Below are 24,227 nucleotides of genomic sequence, written 5' to 3' on the forward strand. Positions count from 1 at the left end.
TTATTTATTTTGTTGGATGAAATAATAATTTATTAGATAATTACAACACTATTTAAGTAATTTAGCCATTAGTATGAAACTTCAACAGCTACGTTATATTTTAGAGATTGCCCGCTCAGGTTCGATTAATGAAGCTGCTAAAAATTTATATATTACTCAACCTAGTTTGTCTACAGCGGTAAAAGATCTCGAGGCAGAATTTGGTATTGAGATTTTTGTACGGACTTCTAAAGGCGTTTCGCTTTCGACTGATGGTGTTGAGTTTCTTGGATATGCTAAGCAGGTTTTAGATCAAGCAGAGTTATTAGAACAACACTATTCTAAAAAAGAACCTTCCAAACAGTTATGCAGTATTTCTACACAACATTATGCTTTTGCCGTAAACGCATTTGTGAATCTTATAAAAAAAAACCATACTGATGAATATGAATTTACTCTAAGAGAAACCAAAACTTACGATATTATTACCGATGTAGCTAATTTACGTAGCGAAGTAGGTATTTTATATTTAACTGATTTTAATCAGAAAGTGATTTTACGCTTGCTTAAAGAGCATCGGTTAACCTTTAATCCGTTATTTGAAGCTCATCCTCATGTATTTATTAGTACCAATCATCCTTTAGCATCAATGAAATCGCTAACGTTAAATGATTTGGAAGATTACCCTTATTTATCTTTTGAACAAGGGGAATATAATTCGTTTTATTTCTCAGAAGAGATTTTAAGTACTGTTTACCATAAAAAGAGTATTCATGTTAGTGACCGAGCTACACTATTCAATTTACTTCATGGATTGAATGGTTTTACCATTAGTACCGGGGTTTTGAGTACTGATTTAAATGGCTCTGATATTTTATCTATTCCGTTAGATGTTGAAGAAAAAATACTAATTGGTTGGATCACATCGCAAAAAGCTCAATTAAGCATGTCAGCACAGAATTATATTGAGGCATTAAAAAAATTGATTCAGGAAGAATATGGCTTTCAGCTTAAGTAAGTCTTGTATTATGAGATAAATCAAATTGCTATTTTAGTAAATTCCAGTATAATTGCGCCCAATTCATCATATATTGTATGAATGCCGAGGAGTGTCTGAATTAGAGATTGGTCACTTCATTTTTAATTTTTATTTTAAGAGGTTTATTATGTCTCTAACTGTAGAAGCAAAAGCGAAAATTGTCGCTGAATATGGTCGCGGTACAAATGATACAGGTTCAACTGAAGTTCAAGTTGCACTTTTAACTGCTCGTATTAATGATTTACAAAGTCATTTTTCTGAGCATAAAAAAGATCATCATAGCCGTCGTGGTTTATTACGCATGGTATCTAGTCGTCGTAAATTATTAGATTATTTACGTCGTAAAGATATTGAACGTTATAACCAATTAATTCAGAGACTAGGTTTACGTCGCTAATTATTAATCTACTTGAAAAGGGGCTTAGGCCTCTTTTTCGTTGTGAAAAATCAGGTCTCTGATATAATAATGAGTTCGAAAAAAAGTAAATTAATAGTTTATAAGTAAGTCGACAAAATAAAAGATTGTATCTCATGTTTCGCGCGACTAATGAGAGCTCTATAAATTATAGATTTGTCATTAGTCGTGACAGTGAAATAATCTTTTGTTGAGTACCCCCACATTGTTGAAGTGATTATCAATGAGTTCAGTTTAAAAACGGCTTTCTGTCGAAATAGCAAACTTCAACATATTTAATAACAAGAGGAGATTATTTTGTTTAATCCGGTAAATCAAGAATTTCAATATGGTCGTCATAAAGTAACACTAAAAACGGGTGTTATGGCTCGTCAAGCCACTGCAGCTGTTATGGTTAATATGGATGATACTTCGGTATTTGTAACCGTAGTTGCTAATAAAAAGGTTAAAGAAGGTCAAGACTTTTTCCCTTTAACAGTCAATTATCAAGAGCGTAGCTATGCTGCCGGTCGTATTCCTGGTGGTTTTTTTAAACGAGAAGGACGCCCAAGTGAAGGCGAGACACTAATTGCCCGTTTAATCGATCGCCCGTTACGCCCACTATTTCCTGAAGGATTCGTTAATGAAATCCAAATTATTGCAACGGTAGTGTCTGTAAATCCTGATGTTAGTCCAGATATTGTTGCAATGATTGGTGCTTCGGCTGCTCTTTGTTTATCAGGTGTTCCATTCCACGGACCAATTGGGGCTGCGCGAGTAGGATTTATAAATGGAGAGTTTGTACTAAATCCATCAGTCAAAGAGCTTGCCAATAGTCGTTTAGATTTAGTTGTTGCTGGTACTAAAAGCGCTGTATTAATGGTAGAATCTGAAGCCGATCTATTAACAGAAGATCAGATGTTGGCTGCGGTAGTATTAGGTCATGAACAACAACAAGTTGTGATTGATAATATTAATGAATTTGTAGCTAAATCAAATTGTCAAAAATGGGATTGGGTTGCACCAGCCAAAAATGAAGCATTATATAATGCCGTTACTGAATTGGCTAAAGACCGTTTAGGCGAAGCTTATCGTATCACTGAAAAAACTGCACGTTATGAACAGATCGATTTAATCAAAGATGAAGTTTTAACTACCTTAAAAGCACAAGATGAAGAACTTGATGAAAATGAAGTGATCAACATGATTGTAGCATTGGAAAGTCAGATTGTACGTAAGCGTGTTATTGCAGGGGAACCACGTATTGATGGTCGTGAAAAAGATATGATCCGAGCGCTTGATATCCGTACAGGTCTATTGCCAAGAACACATGGTAGTGCGTTATTTACTCGAGGTGAAACTCAAGCATTAGTTACCGCAACATTAGGTACTGAACGTGATGCACAAATTATTGATGAGTTAACTGGTGAATATACTGAACGATTTTTATTGCATTATAATTTTCCTCCATATTCTGTGGGTGAAACAGGTATGGTTGGCTCACCAAAACGCCGTGAAATTGGTCATGGTCGTCTAGCTAAGCGTGGTGTTGCTGCAGTAATGCCTAGTCGCGAAGAGTTTCCATATACTGTTCGTGTAGTATCTGAAATTACAGAATCTAATGGATCATCTTCAATGGCGTCGGTTTGTGGAGCTTCGCTTGCGCTTATGGATGCCGGTGTACCAATTAAGTCATCCGTTGCGGGTATTGCAATGGGACTGGTAAAGGAAGGTGATGATTTTGTTGTATTATCTGATATTTTAGGTGATGAAGATCATCTTGGTGATATGGACTTCAAGGTTGCAGGTACTCGTGAAGGTGTAAGTGCATTGCAAATGGATATTAAGATTGAAGGTATTACCAAAGAAATAATGCAAGTGGCATTAAATCAAGCTAAAAGCGCACGTTTACATATTTTAGGTGTTATGGAACAAGCGATTAATAAGCCACGTCAAGAAATTTCAGAATTTGCACCACGTATGTACACTATGAATGTAAACCCTGAAAAAATTCGTGATATCATTGGTAAAGGTGGCGCAACTATTCGTGCATTAACTGAAGAAACAGGAACAACGATTGAAATTACTGACGATGGTACAGTAAAAATTGCAGCATCTGACGGTAATAAAGCTAAAGATGCTATGAATCGTATTAATAATTTAGTTGCTGATGTAGAAATTGGTAAAATTTATCAAGGTAAAGTAACAAGAATAGTTGATTTCGGTGCATTTGTTTCTATTATTGGTGGAAAAGAGGGACTTGTTCACGTTTCTCAAATAGCTGATCATCGTGTTGAAAAAGTTGCTGATTACCTGAAAGTTGGGCAAGAAGTAAATGTTAAAGTACTCGAAATTGATCGCCAAGGTCGAATTCGTTTAAGTATGAAAGATGCAGTAGAATCTGCTACTGAATTTGCTTCTACTGCGGAATAAGATGTTATTCACTAGGAGTTCAAAATGAGACTATTCAACCTGAGGGTTGTATGCTTTTTATTAGCTGTTATTCTGTTATCAGGTTGTTCTAGTTCTCTGCCTTTGCTTGCTGTTCCTGAACAAGTTTCATATGAAGATGAATTGAAAATTGCTCAGATCAGCCAGCAATTATCACGTAAAGATATTGATACGTTAACCCGTATGCAACTTATATTTGAACGTGGTATCGTTTATGATTCTTTAGGTTTTAAAGCTTTTGCACAAAGTGATTTTTCTCATCTATTGAGTTTTAATCCTGAAATTCCTGATGTGTATAATTTCTTAGGAACTTATGCATTAAGAGAAGGTGATTTTGATGCTGCTTTTATGTCATTTAATACAACATTAGAACTTGATGGTGCTTATGCTTATGCTTATTTAAATCGGGCAATTGCATCATATCGTACAGGACATTACCAATCAGCTGAACAAGATGCTCTGAAGTTTTATCAATATGATGTGAATGAACCTATTAGAATTTTATGGCTTTATTTGATTGAGAAAGAAACAAATAAAAAAGCCGCCTTAAAAATGCTAGAAAAACGTTATAATCTAATGAATGATAAAACGATTTATAGCGCTGATATTATCGCATTTTATTTAGGCAAGGTTAGTGAGTCTAAATTAATGCAGAATCTTCAAAAAGGTGTTGAAAGTAATCGGCAGTTAGCCGAACGCCTTTGTGAAACGTACTTTTATTTAGGTAAATACTACCAAAATAAAGGTGACATAGAGCGTGCCAAAATGTTATTTAAATATGCTTTAGCTAATAATATTTATAACTTTGTTGAACATCAACAGGCACTTTACGAAATGAAGTTACTTGAGGAAAAGTAACAAGGGTCATGCCAGTTTTAAAAGTGAAAATATTGTTATAGCGTAGTTCTGATTTGCCGATAATATATTCTCCAATTATTGGAAAAATATAGTTAGTTGATTTTATCTTTGATGTGATTAATCAAGAGCAGGTTTCTGTATCTACGTAATTTTCATATCTTATTTTCAATTAACTCAATTTCGGCAGTTAGTTATTGGGGTGAGTTGTAAATTTTCAATTTAGTGAGCTGGCATTATATTCATATACACTTTCTTTCATTTGAAAAGCAAAAAAATAAAATAAGTTACTAAGTTATACTTAGTAATAATTCATTCATGCTAGTGACGGATATCAATAGTATTGCAATTCGAATAATAAAGTTTATATACATTTAGTTTTTATAAGCGAGTTTACATGACAACAGAAGTTTCTTTTATGGACCTTGGTTTATCCGAGGAAATTCTTAATGCTCTAAATGATCTTGGTTTTAGCAAACCATCACCAATCCAGTCTGAATGTATTCCTCTATTATTAGCAGGAAATGATGTACTGGGTATGGCACAAACAGGTAGTGGAAAAACAGCTGCGTTTTCAATTCCATTTTTAATGAATATTGATATAAATTTAAAAGCTCCACAGCTTTTAGTTTTAGCTCCAACACGTGAACTAGCTATTCAGGTTGCTGACGCATGTAGCGAATATTCAAAATATATGAAAGGGTTAAAAGTATTACCGCTTTATGGTGGACAACGTTATGATGTACAACTCCGGGCTTTGAAGCAAGGTCCTCAAATTGTGGTGGGTACGCCGGGTCGTTTACTTGATCACTTAAATCGTAAAACATTAGATCTTTCTAATTTAAAAGGTTTAGTGCTTGATGAAGCGGATGAAATGTTAAGAATGGGCTTTATTGATGATGTTGAGAGTATTATGGCCACGATTCCCGACGATCATCAAACTGCTTTATTTTCAGCAACTATGCCAGCACCAATCCGTCGTATTACTAAACGATTTATGCATAACCCTAAAGAAGTTCAGATTAAAGCGACCAATCAAACGGCACCAGATATTGATCAGAGCTACTGGTTGGTACGAGGTATGCGGAAAAATGAAGCGGTTATCCGTTTTCTAGAAGCAGAAGATTTTGATGCAGCTATTATTTTTGTCCGCACTAAAACTGCAACTCTAGATGTAGCTGAAGTACTTGAAAAGCATGGTTATAGTTGTGCAGCCTTAAATGGTGATATGACCCAACAATTACGAGAACAAACTTTAGATCGTCTACGTAATGGTCGATTAGATATCTTAATTGCTACCGATGTGGCTGCGCGTGGTTTAGATGTCGAACGTATTAGTTTAGTTATTAATTATGATATTACGTTAGATTCAGAATCTTATGTTCATCGTATCGGTCGAACTGGGCGAGCTGGTCGTGCTGGTCGTGCTATTTTGTTTGTCGATAGCCGTGAACGCCGTCTGCTTAAAAATATTGAGCAAACAATTAAAAAACCAATACCTGAAGTTGGGTTACCTTCAAAAGAGTTGTTGGAAAAACGTCGTTTAGCTAAATTTACTGAGCAAGTTCAAAAGCAACTAGAAAGCAGTGATTTAGATCAATATCAAACATTGTTAGCACAAATACAGGCAAATTGTGGTGCCGATCTGGAAACTATTGCGACTGGCTTATTAAAGTTGGCACAAGGAGAACGACCTTTAATTCTTCCTCCCGATCCAGTATTCAAACCGTCACGGGAATCACGTGATCGTGATAGTCGCAGTGGCGAACGAAGATTACGAGGAGATAACCGAGAAACACCTAAACGCCGTGAGCGTCGTGATGTTGGTGAAATGGATATGTATCGTATCGAGGTTGGTAAAGAAAATGGTATTGAAGTTCGTCATATCGTTGGTGCTATCGCTAATGAAGCGGATATTAGTAGCCGTTATATTGGTAATATTAAACTCTATGAAACCTATTCAACAGTTGAATTGCCCAAAGGGATGCCAAAAGACATATTAAAACATTTTGAAAAGGTTAGAGTACTTAATCAACCTATGAAAATGAGTTTAGTAACAGGTTCGTCTGAATCTAAACGTGGTCGTAGAAGTAATAAATCTGAAACAGGCACTAGTCCTATGCCTAAAAAACGTGGTCGACCAGCCGGAAGTGGTCGTTCTTCTGCTCCACAATTTTAAGTCTGTTCCTCTGCTATATCGGCAGAGGAATTTTTTACCCTCTGTTTTGCTCATAGTCATGATCTAAAACGCCTCGTGATAAAGTAATAGACTTGTCTAAAGCTAAAATTGTCAGACAGACAATAACTAGCAAGCCTTATTTAACATACTTCCAGTATTACCGCTGTTTTATTAACACGTGCAAATAGTTATCTAACAAATCGCCAATTTTAATTTTTCTTTTTTATAAATGCGTAGGATTTTTACCCTCTGTTTTGTTCACGAACATGATCACCAACACCTTTTGGTAAGGTAATAAAATCGATTAAAGCTAAAATTGTCAAGCTGGCAATAATTAGCAATGCCAGTTTAAAATCTTCAATTGTTAATGCAGTTTTATTATGTCCATGATAAAGCGCTGAAATGAATAGAAACAATGCACCTAAGACAATACCTAATACATTATTAATTTGCTGAGCAATCGTTGATAGAATGTTGGCGCTTTGAACTTCATTTTTTTCTATTTCAGAAAATCCCATTGTATTTAAAGTGGTAAATTGTATTGAACGGACTCCACCAGAAAAAAAGAGTGTGATGATAATCCAGACAATCGGTGTCTGCTTGGTGAAAAAGGCACATAAAATAAAACTGATTGAGACCAGTAGCCCATTAATAATTAGAATATTGCGAAATCCAAATTTATGAATCAAGGGTGTAGTGATTAATTTTATAATGATATTACCAGCGAACAACGAAAGTAATAATGTACCAGCTTTAATTGGAGACCAACCAAATGCAACTTGAAACATAAGGGGTAAAATAAATGGTGCGCTACAAAGTGCAATTCGAAATAGTGAACCACCTAAAAATGTCGTTTTAAATGTACGTTTGGAAAAAGCATGCAAACGTACTAATGGGTTTGGTGTATGCTGTAAATGGTAAATAGCCACAGTAATAATGCCACAACCGATAAATGTTATTAATAAACTTAACCAGAGACTTTTTTGTGAGTGCGAGATCATTTCTAATCCATAAACAAAAAGCAATAAACCAGTACCAGAACAGATAAAACCAATCCAATCAAATAAATGTTTTTGTGGTAGCTCTTTAGGTAGAAGTCGTAAAGCAAAAAACATCGCTATAATCCCAAGCGGGATATTAAGTAAAAAAATCCAATGCCATGAGAGATATTGTGCAAAAAAACCACCGATCACCGGCCCCATTACTGGTGCAATTAACCCTGGCCAGACTAAAATTGATATTGTATTAACTAGGTGTTTTTTTTCTGTTCGACTTAATACCACAGTTCGACCAACTGGCACCATTAACGATCCACTTAATCCTTGTAATAATCTTGCTAAGGTGAAGGTGGTGAGATTATTTGAAAGGGCGCATAGTAGTGAGGCTAGCATAAATAAAATAATTGAAATAATGAAAATACGTTTTGCAGTAAAACGATTGGCTAACCAACCACTGGCAGGTAATCCTATCGCTAAAGCTAGCATATAGGCACTAATTCCGATAGACAGATCTTGTGGATTAACCAAGAATGATTTCGCCATATCAGGCATCGCAGTAGTTATTACTGTTGCATCTAAGTTTTCCATGAAAAAGGTAGCAGCAACTAAAATGGCTATTTTACGAACGTGATTATAGGAAGACATAAAAAAATAATTACCAAAGTCAGAAAAGTCAATTCATTATATAGCAAAGCTATTTTAAGTTAATAAATTAAATTTAAACGGAATAGATTAAGTTTTGTATGGTGAATTTTGTACTTTTATCTTGATTTGAAATCTCTTGTTTTTAACAAGAAAGGAATGTGATTAATTCTGATAATTTACTTAATAAAAATGGAAGGAAATATAAAAACAAAATAGTTTAGAATTTTGCCCTTAGATATGATTAAGGGTATACTATAAGATAAATTAATCGGTAAATAGAGGTAAAGTTATGGCAGATTCTTTAAACAAATGTAAGGCAAATGAAACTCCTGCATGTTGTTGCGTAGATGTAGGGACTATCATTGATAATGAAGATTGTAGCGCTGAATATGAACGCGTTTTTGCTACTGAATCAGAAGCTCAAGCTAAATTAGCATCATTAACGCAAGCTGCAAAAGATGTCGAAACTGAACCTTGCGAAATTAATAGTAGCATTGAAAAAGTAAATGATGGTTTTAAATTAATCGCAAAATTTACTTTTTGTTGCGGTGCTGAATGTATGATCTTCCAATTAAAATTACGTTAATAATTATTTAATGAAAGTTTGTATTATGAGACATGGTGAAGCAGGCTTTTCTGCTTCATCTGATTCTAGTCGTTCCCTTACTAAATATGGTTGTGAACAAGCCAGTAAAGCAGGGCTTTGGCTTCGACAGCAAAATTTCCAATTTGACTTAGGATTAGTTAGCCCTTATATACGCGCTCAGCAAACATTGGAGCAATTGTCATCACATGCTTCTATTTTTCAGGTTGAAACGAATAAAGCGCTTGTACCGGGCGGTGATCCTGCTCAAGTAGTAAATCGACTAATAGAGTCACTAATGAGTAATATAAAAAGCGTAATAGTGGTATCACATCTTCCATTAGTTGGATATTTAGTGAATGAGCTTTGTCCTGATGTATCTCCTCCTATGTTTGCTACAGCTGCAATTGCATGTATTGATTTATCCTCCGATGTTGTAGGAAAGCTTGAATGGTTTCATCAGGCGGGGTGAAAAAACTTAATCTTTTTGATTTACCTTTAACTGGTCGAACGTTAATTGAAGCCTCGGCAGGGACAGGTAAAACTTATTCACTTGCCTTTATTTATCTTAGATTATTGTTGGGTATTGGGAAAAATAGTTATCCTAAACCTCTCGATGTTAGTCAAATTTTAGTTGTTACCTTTACAAAAGCTGCAACACAAGAGCTTCGTTCACGCATTAGACAAAATATTCAAGAGTTAAAATTTGGATTATTGCAAGGTAAACATGACGATCCCATATATCAGCAATTAATTGAGCTAATAGACGATCATAAAGTAGCTATTCAAAAATTAACCGAAGCGCAGCAATCTATGGATGATGCTGCGATTTATACAATTCATAGCTTTTGTCAACGTATACTTACCAGCCATGCTTTTGAATCAGGTGTGCTTTTTGAACAAACTTTGGTCGCTGACGAATATCAACTCAATTTACAAGTTGTACAAGATTTTTGGCGTCATTATTTTATACCACTAGATAAAAAACTGGCTTATTTAGTGCTTGCCTCTTGGCAAGATCCTACCTTATTACTTGCCGATCTTACCCCTTATTTAAAGCTAGAGGTAAATAACCAAGTAGAGTTAAATCCTGATATTGTCACTACTATAGATGCTTTTTATCAGCATAATTTTCAGAAGATCGAAGCGGTTAAAAAAGCGTGGTTAAATAATGTTGATGAAATCGCTGACATTATTACTAATTCAGGCGTAAGTAAGCAATCTTATAATAGTCGTTATTTTCCTGATTGGCTGGCTAAAGTCACTAAATGGGCAGAAAAAGAGACGCAAACTTTTGAACTACCTAGTGAGCTTAAAAAATTTAGTCAATCCGTGTTAATCGCGAAAACAAATAAAGGCAAATTACCACCTACTCATACTCTTTTTGAATCAATTGAAGATTTATTTGCTGAACCACTTGATTTACGTAGCCTAATTTTAATGGACATTGTTGCCCTAGTTAAAAAAGGTATTTATTACGAAAAAATCAAACGGGGTGAAATGAGTTTTGATGATTTACTCTCGCAACTTAATCGAGCCTTGCGTGCAAGTACGGGGAAACGTTTAGCTAACAGTATCGCTACAAAATATTGTGTTACTTTGATTGATGAATTTCAAGATACTGATCCTGTTCAGTATCAAATTTTCGATCGTATCTATCGGTATCAAAATCAAGATAGTGGTTTGTTATTTATTGGTGATCCGAAACAAGCTATTTATAGTTTCCGTGGGGCAGATATTTTCACCTATTTAAAAGCTAAACAATCAGTGGGTGAAAATCATTTTACGATGGATGTTAATTGGCGTTCATCGGCATCAATGGTTACGGCTGTTAATCAACTTTTCGCCTACCATGAAAAGCCATTTATATTTGAGAATATTCCTTTTTTGCCGATGAATTTTGCTGATAAAAATCAACAAAAATCATTAAGTATTAATCAGCAGGAAGTTGATGCATTAACGGCTTATTTGTTACCTAAAGAGATAGCAACTGTTGCTGATTATCAAGAACATATGGCAAATTGTTGTGCCAGACAAATTGTTACTTGGCTTTCTAATCCCTCATTATTAATTCATAATCAGAACGAACAACGTCCTGTTACTTCTGCAGATATAGCTATTTTAGTTCGTACAGGGCGAGAAGCTGAAATTATCCAACAAAAATTGGCAGAGTGTAACGTTAAAAGTGTCTATTTATCTAACCATAATAGCGTTTTTACCTCAATAGAGGCGAAAGATGTACTTTGTTTACTGCAAGCGGTATTAATGCCTGAAAATGAAACTTCATTACGTTTAGCATTGATGACTTCACTATTAGGTCTGACTATGACTGAGCTAGAGCAGATCACTGATGATCAAGATAAATGGGAAACGTTAGTCGAAGAGTTTAAGCAATATCAAGTTGTTTGGCAATATTATGGTGTATTAGTTATGTTACGCCGAATGATGAAAAAACGTCATTTAGCTGAAAATATTTTGGCGCGTCAAGGTGGTGAAAGGATATTAACCAACTTAATGCATTTAGGGGAGTTGTTACAAGAAGCTGCTGATGAGTTAGATAGTCCTCATGCTTTAATTCGTTGGTTGACTAAACAGATTGTAAATCCCGATCTTAATCTAGAGAATCATGAACAACGCTTAGAAAGTGATGAAAATTTGGTTAAAATTATTACGATACATAAATCAAAAGGCCTAGAATTTCCATTAGTTTGGTTGCCATTTATATCACAGTATCGTTCAAGCGATACCCAGTTTTATCACAATAAGGATGATGATTATCAACCAACCTATGCTTGGTTATTAACCGACGAGATTAAACAACAGATTGAGAATGAACGACTGGCTGAAGATTTACGTTTATTATATGTGGCTATGACTCGCTCTATTTATCACTGTAGTATTGGTTTGGCATTTCTGAAAAAAAGTCAGTCAGCAATTAATCATTTGTTAAAAAACGAATTAAGTAATATTGGCAAAATAGCAAATTTAATTGAGATTGAGTTACCTATTATAAATAAGTTATATATTCCACCAGTATCACTAAATCAAACTTTATCAGCTAATGTTTTTCATCGAAAGCTTGCTAATAGTTGGCGGGTAACTAGTTATACTGAATTACAAAAACATAATACAGTCATACCACTAAATTCCGATATTATTAATGATTGGGATGAGGAACAGTCACAATCAGCAATCAATCAAGTCACTAATTTACAATATGATATTCATCATTTTCCTAAAGGTGCGCATGTAGGGACGCTATTGCATAAAATAATGGAAACAGTTTCTTTGGATAATATTAACGAGTTATGCAGTGATATGGTTAATAAACTTAATTTGGATTCAGCTTGGATAGATATATTAACGGCATGGTTGCAACAAGTATTAACGGCTAAACTCAATCCATATGATTTAACTTTATCGAACATATTAAAAGGTAACTGTATCAATGAATTGCAATTTTATCTCCCTATACGTAAAGCCGTGACTAGTGAACAATTGGATGAGCTTTGTAAAAAATATGATAGTTTATCCAAACAGTGTCCCGAGTTAGATTTTGAAACAGTTCAAGGAATGTTAAAAGGATTTATTGATTTGGTGTTTGAGTTTGCAGGTAAATATTATATTGTTGATTATAAGTCAAATTGGTTAGGAGATACGGTTGACAATTATAGTCATGAAGCATTAAATCAAGTGATGTGTGAACATCGTTATGATCTGCAATATCAACTTTATTCAATCGCTTTGCATCGTTTTTTAAAAAGTCGTTTAGCCAACTATCAATATCAAGAACATTTTGGTGGTGTTTTTTATCTTTTTTTACGTGGAATGCCTCAAAATGGTATTTTTTACCATTTACCCGATCAGCAATTCATTGAGGATTTAGATAATTTATTTGATGGCAACAACATAGAACATTGATTTTTTTATCACCTTAAATAAAAAGTAATCTCTTTTTTTACATGAATAGTTTACAACTATATTTTCACACAGCTTTATATCAATGTGTTTTTTAAACACTAGTCATCGTTCTATTTATCCTTACATAAATTAAAGGAGTACAAGAATTAATCTTGTACTCCATTTATCATGAAAATTGTTTCAATTGTAGCTTGACTACTCAGCTTTAAAGCTTAATTGATAAGCATAATGTTTGTCTGTTAATAAAAACTCAGGATGGACATTAGGTGTCCAAGAGTCATCTCCTCCAATACCCATATGATAAGCATCGATACTTACATAAGCACTCAATTGAGGCTCTAACAAATGACGATGTGTTTTTTCGGTCAATTGTTTAGTGCCAAATTGATTGATATTAAATTTAAATTGATGACCAGTGATGATCATTTCATTGAGTTGTAGCTTTTGTACATCACAGCGTAGACCATTTTCACATGGATAGATATATGGCGTATAGAGTTCAGAAAATGGTAACGCCCATAAACCAAATATAGCCGAACTTTTTCGATCAGGATAGTTTTCATGTGGTCCAAGACCAAGCCATTTTACTTGCTCAGGGATCTGTTTTAGTTGATAAGTTAAGCCAATACGGGCAGGTGCTGGCATATCATTAGCAATATCGACTTGTACCGATAAGATTAAAGTTCCTTCACAATTAAATTGATGTAACCATTTACTTTGAATGACTTTTTTACCTTTTACAAAGTAACCATGTAATGCTTCAATTATAATCTGATCTCCGGACGGCGTTGCTTGTATACCTAGACATTGATGAGCTAGATCATAGTAGCCAGAGGCTTTCCACTGTTCTACCCAAGCAAATGGATTATTATTGCTATCAAAATCTCCACTGATTCCAATATCATTATCTATCGGAGCGCGAATAAATTGATCTGCAAAAGGAGCAACCAATAATGGCTTATCTGCTTTTGACCATTGGCAAAGTTGTCCTGTTGTTTTATTAAATTGCCACATTTGGTTTTGATAACTAACAATATAGTGTTCCGAATCTTCAGTTAATGTAAGCTCGCTTTTAACTTGACTGAATGCAAGTGGGGATATAAATGAATTGGATAATCGCCATTGTTCCCAAGCGACTAAATGACTAGCATCAGACCAACTTGTTGCCTCATTTTGTACCACTTTAACGGTAAGATGTAGATTTTCGCAATTAAGATTATCAGGCAGATTATCAAGTAATACCATTTTTATCGTGGTATTAGGTTTGATATCAAGTGTAATTTTTCCACTTAACTGTTTTTCACCGTCGATTAATAATTCCCATTGTAGAATTTCATTATCTGTATGGCGGAATAAATATTCGTTAGTTATTTCAATGGCTAATGGTTGCTGACTAATCAGCTTAAACTGAAATGGTTGTTGAACTTTTTTGGCTTCAATTAAACTAGGATGTGGCTTGCGATCCGGAAATACTAAACCGTCTAAACAAAATTGCCTGTCATGATATATTTCACCAAAATCACCACCATAAGCCCAGTAGCTTTCACCTGATGATGTTTGACAACGGATCCCATGATCTGCCCATTCCCAAATAAATCCGCCTTGTAGTCTTGGATATTGTCTAAAAGCTTGCCAATATTTATAAAAAGTCCCCAAACTGTTTCCCATGGCATGGGCATATTCACATAAAATTAGTGGGCGATTTTCATCTGGCATAGATATCCATTTTTTAATTGCCCATTTTGGTACTTTTGGATGAGGTTGATCTTGTTCAGTGCGTGCATACATAGGACATATAATATCTGTCGCGGCGGTATTTGCACCACCACCTTCGTATTGCACCATACGGGTAGGATCATTACTTTTTATCCAAGTATACAGTGCATCATGTGTAGCGCCATGACCTGATTCGTTACCGAGTGACCAAATGATAATTGAGGTATGATTACGATCACGTTGTACCATTCGGGTTACCCGTTCACTATAAGCAGCTAACCATTTAGGATCATCAGATAGTCGGGACATAGGAAACATACCATGAGATTCAATATTAGCTTCATCAATTAAATAAAGTCCATATTGATCACATAGTTCATACCAACGAGGATCGTTCGGATAATGGCTACAACGAACGGCATTAAAATTGTGCTGTTTAATCAATTTTATATCATGAAGCATTGCATTTTCGGTTACTGCATACCCTTGATCTGGATAAAATTCGTGGCGATTGGTTCCTCTGATAAGTAATGGTTTTCCGTTTACACAAAGTTGACCATGTTTGATCTCAACACAACGAAAACCAATATTATAAGCTTCGGATTCTATTAATCCTGTATTTTTATTATATAAACTGACAACCACACGATAAAGATTTGGGATCTCTGCACTCCATAATTGTGGTGCTGCAACGGGAATATGGCAAGATAAACGGTCATGATAACCGCCTTTTTCATCTACTGCTTCACTACCAATTGCTTGAACATGTTCCACAATTAAATTGTTTTGTTGCCATAATTCGATTCCTACATTAAGTTGATCCATATCATTAGTATCAGTTACATCAATTTTTAGTGATAATGTGGCATTATGGTAACAAGCATCAAGAGAGGTTTGAATTTGAACATCACGTAGATGTGATTTCGGTTTATTAAGTAGTGAAACGTTACGAAAAATCCCACTTAATCGCCACATATCTTGATCTTCAAGATAGCTACCGTCACACCATTTCAATACCAGAATGGCAATTCGGTTATCACCAGCTTTTAAAAAAGGAGTTAGGTCAAATTCTGCTGCAATTCGGCTATCTTGCGAATAACCTACCCATTGTCCATTACACCAAATATGAAAAGCGGAACTTACGCCGTCTAATATAATTCGAGTATCACCTTTAGCAAGCCATTCTTCGGTAAGATTTATGTAACGAGAATAACAACCAGTTGGATTATCATCAGGTACAAAAGGTGGATTATAGGGAAATGGATAACGAATATTGGTATAAACCGGCGCATCATAACCATGAAGTTGCCAATTTGAAGGTACTGGGATTGTGGTTGTATCTATCTCTTTTTGTAACCAAGACTCAGGTACACTATTAGGATTATTAAAATAACTAAAAAACCAATCACCATTTAGAGATATAATGCTATCTGAATGGGTATTGTTTTTGGCATCTTGTTTATTTCGCCAGCTATGAAATTTCGGGTGGGTAGTTAGTCGATTGATACTTAAAACAGATAAATTATTCCAATCATGTCGGTTTATGATTTCATTAAAAGAAGGATACATATGGTCACCATTTTATGCTAATTACGGTCGATTTCGCGTTAATATCAGTTGATTAATCATCATTTGATTGTTTTTTATTATAGAGAGGTTCTAATTAAAAACAGTGATCCAGTTAACATTTGTGTAATCGTATACATAATGTATTTAAATTTAATTGTTCTAAGTAATTTTATTAATTATAGTATTCGATTACATATGTTTTTTATACGCTAACGTATAGTTAACCTGAAACTTCTTTACAAGATTTATTTATTATTGCAAGTAACTAATCAGCCATGTATTCGTTGTAAAAGTAAAATACCAAGATTTTGCTTTTACTTTTTTAACTGTAGCTGTTGAGAATAGATAATATGATAATCAATCATTCGATACAATTTACTGAGTAACGTTTAGTTAGCGTTGGTACGAAAATATTAATTAAATTCCTTGGAGCGGTTTCACCTTTAGCTAGAGTTAAAGCCAATTCAGCCGCTTGCTCAGCCATAGTTTGCAAAGGATAGCGCACAGTAGTGAGCTTTGGGTGTAAATATCGAGCAAGTAATAAATCATCAAAACCTATGATTGAAACGTCTGCTGGGATTTTTATATCATTATCATAAAGCACTGACATTGCACCAGCCGCCATAGAATCATTATAACAAGCAATTGCTGTGATTTGACGATTTCGTTCCAGTAAGTACATCATCGCTTGTTCTCCACCTATTTCATTAGGCGAAGAAAAAGCGATAAGATTTTCATCAATTTTTATATGATGCTCAGCTAAAGCATCTCTATAACCTTGCAGACGATCCGATGAATCTGAAATTTCATGGTTGGAGCATAAATAACCAATTCGAGTATGACCATTTTGGATTAAGTGCTTAACCGCTAAATATGATCCATAGCGATCATCTAAAGCTATACAACGCTTTTCGAGTCCTTTTATTATGCGGTTGATCAGTACCATGCCTGGCACTTGTTGCATTAATTTTTTTAGGGTGTTATCAGAGAGTATTTTAGCGTGTACGACAAGCGATGAACAGCGATGCTCTATCAATTGTGTAATTGCATTATATTCTTGTTCTTCATTATGATATCCATTACCGATTAATAAAAAGTGACCGGTACGGTATGCAACTTTTTCAACTGTACTAACCATCGCACCAAAAAATGGGTCGGATACATCAGCTACGACTATTCCTATTGTGTTAGAGTTTTGTTGAGATAAAGCACGCGCATTGGCATCGGGATAATAGTTTAATTTTTCCATGGTATGTTTTACGGTATGACGAGTTTTATCACTCACATTGTTTGCGTTATTGATAACGCGAGAAACTGTTGCAACTGAGACTTTTGCTAAACGTGCAACATCTTTGATTGTAGCCATAAAAATACCTTTTAATTAATTACTATAAATAAAATTGTTTGTCTTTAAATAATGTATAAATATGAATTTCTTTTATATGCAGCACCAGCTGGCTACTGGAAATTAAGGAGGTTCATAGAACGGAGAGCCACACATAAAATGTTATCTATTATCCACATCTTCAGGTTGACTCAGTTTGTAATACACTGAATATTTGGATCAAATAATCATAATAAGATAAAAAAATTCATTTGCCAATCATTGTATTGACCTTTGAATCGTTTCAGTATAAATATCTTAATAAGAGGAATAAGTATATAACTTTATTCCTCTGTTTTTTAATGACAAATTGCAGATTGACAATGTCAATTTTGATTATTTAGCCGTGAGCTTTATTAGCATTGCCGTTGCAGGATCTAAAACTGGAAGAGGTAATCCTACATTCATTAACCAATCACCTGAAAGAACCGCAGTTTGAGTCATCCATTTAGGTAGTGATTTCATCGCATGTCCGTTGACTTTTGGATCAATGTTATCAGGTAAATCAAGCACTTCTATACGGTATTGTTTATCAGCCAGTAAACCAGCTAAGCGTAAGTTACCACTTAAAGCGTAAGTTGGTAAAATTAATTGCGCGACGATAAACGCTGCTTCATTTTGGTCTTGGCTGACAACGCCATAACTTTGCATAGCAGGACTATCATCTACATCTAAACGTACGCTGTTACCACTGTGTAATAATGGGCGTAACTGTTTATGCAGACGAATGTAATGTGCAAAAGCTTGTTGTTCCTTTTCTGATTCTTTAACAGGATCAAGTTCAACGCCCATATGACCAAATAATGCAGTCAAGCCCCGTAGATTCATATGTAGGTCACGAAAAGTAGTATGACATAAAGCACCACCAATATGAGCGCCCATGACTTCAGGAGGGAAGAAGTAACTCATACCTCGTTGGATAGTTTGACGATCTAATGCATCATTTGAATCTGATGCCCAAAAGCGTTGTGTTCTTTTGAGAATTTCATAATCAATACGACCACCTCCAGATGAACATGATTCAATTTCAACCTTAGGGAATTTATCATGTAAAATATCCATTAATTTATAAACAGCTTGAGTTTGCCCCATAACCGCTGGATTACCGTCATGACCTCCTTGGCAAATTTCTCGGTTCATATCCCATTTGATATAATCAATATCGTAGCTTCCAAGTAACCATGTTAATCGTTCTAATAAGTATTCAAATACCGCTGGATTTTGTAGATCAAGTAAGAATTGATGTCGTCCAGGTGGTTGTTGATAGCCAGGTAACTCAAGTAACCAATCTGGATGAGAGCGATAAAGATCTGAATTTTTGTTGATCATCTCAGGTTCTACCCAAATGCCAAACTCCATACCAAGATCTTTGACATGCTTAATAATTGGCTCTAATCCGTTCGGGTATTTGCGCTCATCAAGATACCAATCTCCCAATCCTTGATAATCATCATCACGTCGTCCAAACCAGCCGTCATCAATAATAAAACGTTCAACACCAATTTGTGCAGCTTTAGTAGCCATTTGCATAATATATTCAGGATTGTGATCCCAAAAGATCCCTTCCCATGTATTAAGGTGAACAGGACGAATGTTATTATTTGGAAAATGAATAATATTATTTCGTAGATATTGATGAAAATGTTGGCTCATTTTATTTAAGCCTTGATCGCTATAAGTTGTGTATAACCAAGGTGTACTAAGCGTTTCGCCTTTTGCTAAAGATATTTCGCCAGCAAGGTATAATGCTTCTGCTTGAATAAAACGCTTACCATTGCTTTTCACGGCAATTTGAATACGGTGATTACCACTCCAAGCTAGATGAATTCCCCACACTTCACCTGTTTGTTCTTTAAAGCCTTCTGTGCCGACAATCATTCCAGGGAAGTATTCATGCGATGTACGACCACGACGATTTTCTTGTAAATAACCACAATGTTCAATTTTGGTTCTGTGTGGATAAAACTCTTTGATCCAACGACCACTGAATGCCATTAATTCTTGAGCGCGTTCCGGTACAGGTAAGGTAATTGAAAAACGATTAACTTGATAAGGTTCTTCGCCTAAATTTGTTAGGCTATTTTGACATTGTAAAACTCCACTATCATCTAAAATCAGATGAGAGGTTAAACGCAGTTTAGCAATAGCGTCTTCACTAATAATTGTGATATCGTTTTCTTTTTTGATAACTTCTTTAGTGATAAAAATAGGTGACCAGTCTTTACCATTTCGATGGCCTTCAAGTCCTGGTGTACTAAAATTACCTCGACCTTCTTCAGGACAAAGGGTAAATGGTACATCTATATCGATTCGAGAATTTGGTACGGCAGGAACTAACATCTCAATGGCTTCAGGTTGCAGGCTTTGTAATCGTTTACCAAAATAGCAGAGTTCAGCATAAGGTTGAGTACGTAGAAGAATATCTATATTACTATTACTTAGTCGGTAGTTCATAATGTCTCCAAGAATTTATCCATTAACTACTATAAGATAATGACAATTTATTAAAATGAATATCATTAATTCACTGTTTTGTGATAAAGATCTCATTAAATGTAATCGATTTCATTTTTGAAGATTATTTTTAATAAAAATAACTTTATAGATAGATATTTTAAAATGATTATGCGAAAAGTAGACTTTTTGTGCTATTATGTGGGCATTTATGGGCGATTAATTGAAATTTCATGAAAAAACAAAATTTTATTACATTACTTTCTTTTTTTACGATTGCTTTTAATGTTCACGCTATTGATAAATATGTAACAGATGATGTTGATGTTCATTTGCGACGAGGACCAGGTAGTCAGTATGCTTACTCTTACTCAGTTAAAACGGGTGACAAAGTTACTGAACTTGAAAAAAACGCAGATGGCAGATTTACACGTATTCAAACTAGTGACGGTATTGTGGCATGGATTGAGACAAACAAACTAAATGAAAAACCGAGCTATAAAGAGATATTCCCTTCACTTGAAGCTCAGTTAGCTGAATATAAAGATAAAGTTGATAATGCTGATCAGTATCACCAAAATGAGATTAATGATTATGCTCAAAAATTAAAAACAGCAGAGCAATCAGTTCAAACCCTCCAAACTAAAAATAGTCAATTAGAAGAACAAGTAAAAGAGCAGAGTAAACAAATCGAATCTATGTTAAATCAAGTGGATGATAAACGTCGCGATCTGATTATGACTTGGTTTACTTATGGTGGTCTTGTTGCTGGTGGTGGCTTCCTTTTAGGTCTGCTGTTACCGATTATCATACCAAGACGGCGCAGAAGTAATTGGATGCGTTAAATGAGTAAAATCTATCTTGTAGGGGGTAGCGTTCGGGATAGATTATTACAACTGCCTGTCGTTGATCATGATTGGGTCGTTGTTGGCGCTACACCTGATGAGTTGATATCCTTAGGTTATCAACAAGTAGGTAAAGATTTTCCTGTATTTTTACATCCCGTTACCAATGAAGAATATGCATTAGCACGTACCGAGCGGAAATCTGGCAAAGGTTATACTGGTTTTATTTGTGACTTTGGAAAAGAAATCACCTTAGAGCAAGATCTTATTCGACGCGATCTTACTATCAATGCTATGGCTATGGATGATAAAGGGAATATTATTGATCCCTATCATGGACTTGATGATCTTAATCATAAAATTCTTCGACATGTCTCACTAGCTTTTCGGGAAGATCCACTTCGGATTTTACGTATTGCCCGTTTTGCTGCACGTTATCATCAGTTAGGTTTTGTTATTGCCAAAGAGACCATGTCTTTGATGCAGCAAATGGTAGTAGCAGGTGAGGTTAGTTATCTCACTTCTGAACGCATCTGGAAAGAGACTGAAAAGGCATTATCAACTCAAAATCCGCAAATCTACTTTCAAGTTCTTGAACAATGTGGGGCGCTAACTTATTTATTTCCTGAATTGAGCTTAACAGCAAATATTATTGCAGCGCTAAAGCGCTCAGTTTTATTGACGGATGATTTAACCATTCGTTTTGGTGTATTGTGTGGAGAGATATTAACTCAAACTGCGGTTGAATCTCTATGCAGAAAAATTAAAACACCCAATCATTTTAGCAAAATGGCTGTTATGGTTCAGCAACACCACAAACAAGTAGAAAATGTCAAACAACTTACGGCTCAACAAATACTCGACTTATTCAATAAGATTGATGTATGGCGTAACCCTCAGCATCTTAAACAATTGATTATAGCCAGTCGGGCGTTTGCTGAAAGTGAAACATATTTGCAAGCTCAATATCTTGAAGAAGCCTATAAAATAACTCAAACAGTCAATGTTCAAGATATTATTGCTAAAGGGTTTACAGGTAAATTGATACAGATTGAATTACAGAAACAGCGAATTGAAGTGTTATTAAACTGGATTTGATTGCATCTTAATCAATCGCGATTTTTTTTTAAAATATGCAAAAAAAAGGGTTGACGATTTGGCGTAACACAAGCATAATGCGCCTCGCAGTGTTGGTTATGACGTTGCGAATGAAATGGCTACGTAGCTCAGTTGGTTAGAGCACATCACTCATAATGATGGGGTCACAGGTTCGAGTCCCGTCGTAGCCACCATTAAGATTAAGTTGTACTTTTACCGGAAGTATACATTGCGGGTGTGGCGAAATTGGTAGACGCACCAGATTTAGGTTCTGGCGCCGCAAGGTGTGTGAGTTCAAGTCTCTCCACCCGCACCATTTAATCTTAATATCCATACTCTAATGGGGTATAGCCAAGCGGTAAGGCAGCGGGTTTTGATCCCGCCACGCCCAGGTTCGAATCCTGGTACCCCAGCCATTCCAATCTGCATATTTGATGATATCTTAGTTCAATCTGTATTATTTTTTAGCATATAGCTTTTCCAATATTCTACGCGGGTATGGCGGAATTGGTAGACGCGCTAGATTCAGGTTCTAGTTCCGAAAGGTGTGCGAGTTCAAATCTCACTACCCGTACCAGATATCTTCCTTGTTTATGTTGGGGTATAGCCAAGCGGTAAGGCAGCGGATTCTGATTCCGCCATTCCAAGGTTCGAATCCTTGTACCCCAGCCATTGTCAAAATTGATAACAAATTAATTCCAATTCCAATTCTAATATCAAGCTCTAATCCATAAATGCATTTTCTTTATATGACTATAAGCGTTTGAAGTTTAGATCTTAGATTCAAATACAACCTGCTTTATTTTATTAACTTGACCTAACTGCGGTTATTTATCAGAACATGATATTTCCACGTGTTTAAGTATCAACTTTACACGTGGAAAACCATGAAAGGGAGAAAAGACTATTTATATAAATTTACATAAACAGTTTGCGCGGTGCCTGCTGCGTTAGCGGCAACTTCTTTAACATAGTAAAAATGTGCATTATTAGCAATAGCATGTTTTTGCGCAGCAGCACTAATTTCAGTTGTATTATTAAATGCACCATGGAAAACGATGGTTTCATATGGAGTCATGATTTTGAATGCATCACTACTGATTTCGTAGGCATCTTGGTCACTAGTGGCGGTTTGAACTATATAATCTCTAGTAGGAGCATCTTTTTTATAGAAAGCTACTTCGATATCTTGTGCTTGATTTTTTATATCATCAGGGGCAATAGAGTAAATATAAAATGCATAAGCATTTCTTTCTGCAGCTAATTTACTTGCAGTATTGGTAATTTCAGAAACATTGTTATAGTTGCCTTTGAATTTAGCAACTTCAAATGGTAGATAATATAGGGCTTTATTTCGTTCGTATGCAACAACGCCGTTATAAGTTGTTTCATCTGTTTTTACTGCGGTTGGTGCATTGGATTGATAAATATCCGCATAAACTATAGCACGATCTGATGAATCTCCGGTTGTGGCATTTTCAATCGCTTTAATATGATAATATTTAGCACCTGCTAAATCAGCCTCTCTTGAAATATCGTTAGCAGCATTTTGCGCTTGTAAATAATTACCTGTGACAGAAATTTCTTTCATTGGTACTAAACGACTGCTTTCAGTTGCTGATAAAGACTCTGCTGCATAAAGATTAGCAACAGGTAAAGATAGTAATACAGCTAATGCAATAGAAGATTTATTAAAACGTTTCATGATAATATCCTTTATTTTATAAGTTGGTAAAAATTAAATATCATTGTTTAACGCTTACTTAATTGGCAGATGTAACGATATAATTTAGAGAGTATTGAGATCTCGAGGTGCTCCTAGATGTTTTGTCCTTTTTCTACTTTTTAAAAGCGTTTAGACACAAAGTTGTTTATAAAAGAATATTTAAACAACTTACAGTATATATATAAGATTTTAAGGATGATTCTCAAGGTATTTCTGTTAAAAACATCTCTTTTTCCGCATTTTTTGCAAAAAAGTGCTAAAAATTGATAAAAATTACTGCATATTCAGTTTTTTAATTTCTAATCGCTATCTTTATAGCAGGAAAAATTTGCTATTATTCAATAAGTTTATTAGTAGAATTTTTTTAAGTGTCATTTTTTATTAATAACTT

Annotated in this window: 15 protein-coding genes and 5 tRNA genes; 15 read left to right on the forward strand and 5 right to left on the reverse strand. The window is 35.0% G+C overall.

The window, feature by feature from the left end; genetic code table 11:
* Positions 1-73 precede the first annotated feature (73 nt).
* From A9G11_RS12385 to A9G11_RS12405, 5 genes are all read left to right on the forward strand, one after another.
* Complete coding sequence (locus A9G11_RS12385; RefSeq protein ID WP_065619909.1) at positions 74-997, forward strand: LysR family transcriptional regulator; 924 nt, start codon at positions 74-76, stop codon at positions 995-997.
* A gap of 148 nt (positions 998-1,145) precedes the next feature.
* Positions 1,146-1,415 carry a 30S ribosomal protein S15 gene (rpsO, locus tag A9G11_RS12390; protein WP_065619910.1) on the forward strand — a complete coding sequence of 90 codons (270 nt, stop codon included), beginning with the start codon at positions 1,146-1,148 and terminating at the stop codon, positions 1,413-1,415.
* Between the two features lie 315 nt (positions 1,416-1,730).
* A complete protein-coding gene (pnp, locus tag A9G11_RS12395; protein WP_065619911.1) occupies positions 1,731-3,845 on the forward strand; it encodes a polyribonucleotide nucleotidyltransferase in 2,115 nt (704 codons plus the stop codon).
* Positions 3,846-3,869: 24 nt separating this feature from the next.
* Complete coding sequence (gene nlpI, locus A9G11_RS12400) at positions 3,870-4,721, forward strand: lipoprotein NlpI (RefSeq protein WP_065619912.1); 852 nt, start codon at positions 3,870-3,872, stop codon at positions 4,719-4,721.
* Positions 4,722-5,115: 394 nt separating this feature from the next.
* Positions 5,116-6,897 (forward strand): DEAD/DEAH family ATP-dependent RNA helicase, encoded by a 1,782-nt coding sequence (locus tag A9G11_RS12405; RefSeq protein ID WP_081298571.1) that lies wholly within the window; start codon positions 5,116-5,118, stop codon positions 6,895-6,897.
* A 242-nt stretch (positions 6,898-7,139) separates the two neighbouring features.
* Here the strand turns inward: A9G11_RS12405 and A9G11_RS12410 are convergent, their stop codons facing one another.
* Positions 7,140-8,540 carry an MFS transporter gene (locus A9G11_RS12410; RefSeq protein ID WP_065619913.1) on the reverse strand — a complete coding sequence of 467 codons (1,401 nt, stop codon included), beginning with the start codon at positions 8,538-8,540 and terminating at the stop codon, positions 7,140-7,142.
* A 289-nt stretch (positions 8,541-8,829) separates the two neighbouring features.
* On the opposite strand from A9G11_RS12410, the gene A9G11_RS12415 reads away from it, so the two are divergent.
* The 3 genes from A9G11_RS12415 to recB are packed head-to-tail and all read left to right on the forward strand — an operon-like array spanning position 8,830 to position 13,044.
* Positions 8,830-9,126 carry a YfcZ/YiiS family protein gene (locus A9G11_RS12415; protein ID WP_065619914.1) on the forward strand — a complete coding sequence of 99 codons (297 nt, stop codon included), beginning with the start codon at positions 8,830-8,832 and terminating at the stop codon, positions 9,124-9,126.
* 25 nt (positions 9,127-9,151) lie between these two features.
* Positions 9,152-9,595: a phosphohistidine phosphatase SixA gene (gene sixA / locus A9G11_RS12420; protein WP_176701279.1), complete on the forward strand. Its 444-nt coding sequence runs from the start codon at positions 9,152-9,154 to the stop codon at positions 9,593-9,595.
* On the forward strand, positions 9,574-13,044 hold the full coding sequence (gene recB, locus A9G11_RS12425; RefSeq protein ID WP_065619916.1) for an exodeoxyribonuclease V subunit beta: 3,471 nt from the start codon (positions 9,574-9,576) through the stop codon (positions 13,042-13,044). Before sixA ends, recB begins: the two co-directional genes overlap by 22 nt.
* Positions 13,045-13,239: 195 nt before the next feature.
* On the opposite strand, the gene A9G11_RS12430 is transcribed toward recB, so the two are convergent.
* The 3 genes from A9G11_RS12430 to A9G11_RS12440 form a co-directional block, all read right to left on the reverse strand.
* A complete protein-coding gene (locus A9G11_RS12430; protein WP_065619917.1) occupies positions 13,240-16,329 on the reverse strand; it encodes a beta-galactosidase in 3,090 nt (1,029 codons plus the stop codon).
* A 361-nt stretch (positions 16,330-16,690) separates the two neighbouring features.
* A complete protein-coding gene (locus tag A9G11_RS12435) occupies positions 16,691-17,695 on the reverse strand; it encodes a substrate-binding domain-containing protein (RefSeq protein WP_065619918.1) in 1,005 nt (334 codons plus the stop codon).
* A gap of 354 nt (positions 17,696-18,049) precedes the next feature.
* Entirely contained in the window at positions 18,050-20,167 is a 2,118-nt protein-coding gene (locus A9G11_RS12440; RefSeq protein ID WP_065619919.1) for an alpha-galactosidase, read from the reverse strand.
* A 233-nt stretch (positions 20,168-20,400) separates the two neighbouring features.
* Here A9G11_RS12440 and A9G11_RS12445 point away from each other — a divergent pair, with 233 nt between their 5' ends.
* The 7 genes from A9G11_RS12445 (at position 20,401) to A9G11_RS12475 (ending at position 22,782) form a co-directional block, all read left to right on the forward strand.
* Positions 20,401-21,012 carry a TIGR04211 family SH3 domain-containing protein gene (locus A9G11_RS12445; RefSeq protein ID WP_065619920.1) on the forward strand — a complete coding sequence of 204 codons (612 nt, stop codon included), beginning with the start codon at positions 20,401-20,403 and terminating at the stop codon, positions 21,010-21,012.
* Complete coding sequence (locus A9G11_RS12450) at positions 21,013-22,110, forward strand: hypothetical protein (RefSeq protein WP_065619921.1); 1,098 nt, start codon at positions 21,013-21,015, stop codon at positions 22,108-22,110.
* Positions 22,111-22,227: 117 nt separating this feature from the next.
* Positions 22,228-22,304: transfer RNA gene (locus A9G11_RS12455), tRNA-Met, on the forward strand.
* Between the two features lie 37 nt (positions 22,305-22,341).
* A tRNA-Leu gene (locus A9G11_RS12460) sits at positions 22,342-22,426 on the forward strand.
* Positions 22,427-22,451: 25 nt separating this feature from the next.
* Positions 22,452-22,526 (forward strand) — tRNA-Gln (locus tag A9G11_RS12465).
* Positions 22,527-22,602: 76 nt separating this feature from the next.
* Positions 22,603-22,687: transfer RNA gene (locus A9G11_RS12470), tRNA-Leu, on the forward strand.
* A 20-nt stretch (positions 22,688-22,707) separates the two neighbouring features.
* Positions 22,708-22,782: transfer RNA gene (locus A9G11_RS12475), tRNA-Gln, on the forward strand.
* 232 nt (positions 22,783-23,014) lie between these two features.
* On the opposite strand, the gene A9G11_RS12480 is transcribed toward A9G11_RS12475, so the two are convergent.
* Positions 23,015-23,815 (reverse strand): YdgH/BhsA/McbA-like domain containing protein, encoded by an 801-nt coding sequence (locus A9G11_RS12480; protein WP_065619922.1) that lies wholly within the window; start codon positions 23,813-23,815, stop codon positions 23,015-23,017.
* Between the last annotated feature and the right edge of the window lie 412 nt (positions 23,816-24,227).

The sequence above is a fragment of the Gilliamella sp. wkB108 genome (assembly GCF_001690195.1).
Lineage (GTDB): Bacteria > Pseudomonadota > Gammaproteobacteria > Enterobacterales > Orbaceae > Gilliamella > Gilliamella apicola_L.